This is a genomic window from Streptomyces sp. NPDC047981 (assembly GCF_040653315.1).
Classification (GTDB): Bacteria; Actinomycetota; Actinomycetes; order Streptomycetales; family Streptomycetaceae; genus Streptomyces.
Genome location: NZ_JBEZNQ010000185.1, coordinates 1 through 2,409, shown reverse-complemented (window position 1 = coordinate 2,409; position 2,409 = coordinate 1). Strand labels below are relative to the sequence as shown.

The 2,409-nt window shown below is 74.3% G+C and carries 2 protein-coding genes; both read right to left on the bottom strand.

Translation table 11 applies throughout. The annotated features are described in order from the left end of the window. Positions 1 to 171: 171 nt before the first annotated feature. Positions 172 to 1,479, bottom strand: coding sequence for an O-antigen ligase family protein (locus AB0E14_RS39600; RefSeq protein WP_362430407.1), 1,308 nt, complete (start codon positions 1,477 to 1,479; stop codon positions 172 to 174). Positions 1,480 to 1,481: 2 nt separating this feature from the next. Continuing rightward, positions 1,482 to 2,409: sugar transferase (locus AB0E14_RS39595; RefSeq protein ID WP_362430404.1), on the bottom strand; the 928-nt coding region annotated here is incomplete at its 5' end.

Sequence of the window (2,409 nt, the reverse complement as noted above, 5' to 3'; positions counted from 1 at the left end):
GTCCCGGCGACCGGGGCGAGCCCGGCACCACCGTGCGGGACCTGGGCCGTCGTGCCCGCCCAGCGCCGGACGCCCGGGGACCACGGGTCCGCCCAGACGGGCGTCCCGGGCTCCCCGGGCGTCTCCGGAGGCGGCACCCGGTCCGTGGACTCGGGCTCACCGCCCCACGGATCACGCACGTTTCACCTCCGCCAGCGACCACCAGGCCGCGAGCCCGAGCACCACCGACATCAGGACCGTCGAAGGGCCGCCGATGTCCGCGTAGAAGAAGTCGATGAGCTGCCACGACAGCAGCCCGATCGCGATCAGCCCCATCCGCCGCACCGCGCCCACCAGCAGCGCGAGCCAGCTCCCCGCGAGCGCCAGGAGCCCGATGAGCCCCTGCTCGCTCAGCACGAGCAGGTACATGTTGTGGGGGGAGAGCAGCGGCTGCTTGCGGAACGCCGCACCGGCCCCCGCCGTGTCGCTGCCCGAGGACAGCGCGAGCGAGGCGTGCGAGTCGCGGTACGCGGGGAAGCCCTTCAGGCCCACCCCCGTCAGCGGATCCGACGCCCACATCCGCCCGGCCGCCGCCCACATCGTGTACCGGTCGGTCACCGACTGGTCCGGCGCGCCCGCCACCTGCGTGATGCTGGCGACCCGCTCCTTCACCATCGCCGAGCCCACCCCGAGCCCACCGACGAGGACCACCCCGAGCGCGCCCACGACGAGCGCCACCCGCCCGGCCCGCCGCAGCCCCGACACCGCCAGCTGGATCGCCAGCGCGAGCACCGTCGCGATCCACGCGCCCCGGCTGAACGACAGGACCAGCGGCAGGAAGAGCAGACCGGCGCAGACCAGGGCCACGGTCCTGGCCCGCCCCCGCCCGCTCCCCAGCGCGATCCCGACGACGACGACCAGGCCGTACGACACGACGGTCGCCATCCCCATCACGTCCGTCGGCCCGAACGTCCCGACCGCCCGGATGTCCTCGCCCTGGTACGACGCGCCCGTCCCGGTCAGATACTGGGTGACCCCGACCGCGCCCTGCAGCAGCGCCAGAGCGACCAGCGCCCACGCGACCACCGCGAAGTCCCGGCGGTCGCGGATCATCAGCAGCACGGCCGCCGGTACGAGCACGAAGACCTGCACGTACCGGGCCACCCCCGGCAGGCTCGCCGCCGGATCGCCCGAGGTGATCGCCGCCAGACAGATCCCGCACACCGGCAGCCCGAGCACCACCGCCGCCGCACGGCTCAACGGCCGCGCCCCGGAGCGCAGCACGCGCACCAGGCAGACCAGCACGAGCAGCCCGGACGCCGCGTCCGCGATCGTCCCCGTCCCGCCCGTGCCGCCCTCCGCGCCGCCCCCGCCGGGGACGAGCAGCAGCGCGATCACGGCGAGCACCGGAGAGAGCGCCCAGGCCCGGCGCGCCCAGTCCCGTACCTCGGTGGTCCCGGCCGCCGCCGGCAGCACCCCGGGCATCGCCGCCGTCGTCATCATCAGCTCCCCGTCGGCCGGACCAGACCCGCCGCGGTACGCAGCAGAATCCTGACGTCCTGCCAGAGCGACCAGTGGTCGATGTAGTGGTTGTCGAAGCGGCAGCGGTCCTCGATGGACGTGTCCCCGCGCAGCCCGTGCACCTGCGCCAGACCCGTCAGCCCGACCGGCATCCGGTGCCGGTCCGCGTATCCGGCGTGGATCCGGCTGAACTGGGAGACGAAGTACGGCCGTTCGGGCCGCGGCCCGACCAGGCTCATGTCCCCGCGCAGCACGTTCCACAGCTGCGGCAGCTCGTCGAGCGAGGACTTCCGCAGGAAGCCGCCGACCGGGCTCATCCGCCCGTCGTTGGCCACGCTCCACCGGGTCGCCGACTCGGTCTCGTCGGCAGGGCGCAGCGTACGGAACTTCAGCAGCGTGAACAGCCGCCCGTTCTGGCCCACCCGCTCCTGGCGGAAGAGCACCCCCGGCCCGTCGGAGAGCCGGACCGCCAGCGCGCACAGCAGCAGCACCGGCAGGGCGAGGGCCAGCGCGGGACCGGCCAGGACCACGTCGAGCGCGCGCTTCGCGGTCAGTCCGGGCCGCTCGCCCAGCGGGACCACGCGACGGCAGGCGTACCCCCACAGGTGGTCGCCCATCGCCCCGTCCTGGCCCTCGCCGCCCACCCGCCAGGTGGCACAGCCGTAGTGCTGGAACAGCGTCACCATGCTCGGGTCGTCCCTCAGGAAGACCGCGTCGCGCACCGTGTTCTGGATGACCGCCCGATGGATCTCCTCGGCCGACGACAGGACCGGCAACCCGGGCTCGCTGTCCGGCCGCGCACCGACGATCCCGAGTACGACATGATCCAGCTGCCCGGCGGCCGCATCGCCCTCGTCATCGGCGACGTCCAGGGCCACGACGTGCGGGCCGCCGGACTGATGGGCCAGC

Bases quoted from the DNA above. Each gene is read 5' to 3' on its own strand.
- AB0E14_RS39600 (WP_362430407.1), bottom strand. From the start codon at position 1,479: ATGACGACGGCGGCGATGCCCGGGGTGCTGCCGGCGGCGGCCGGGACC.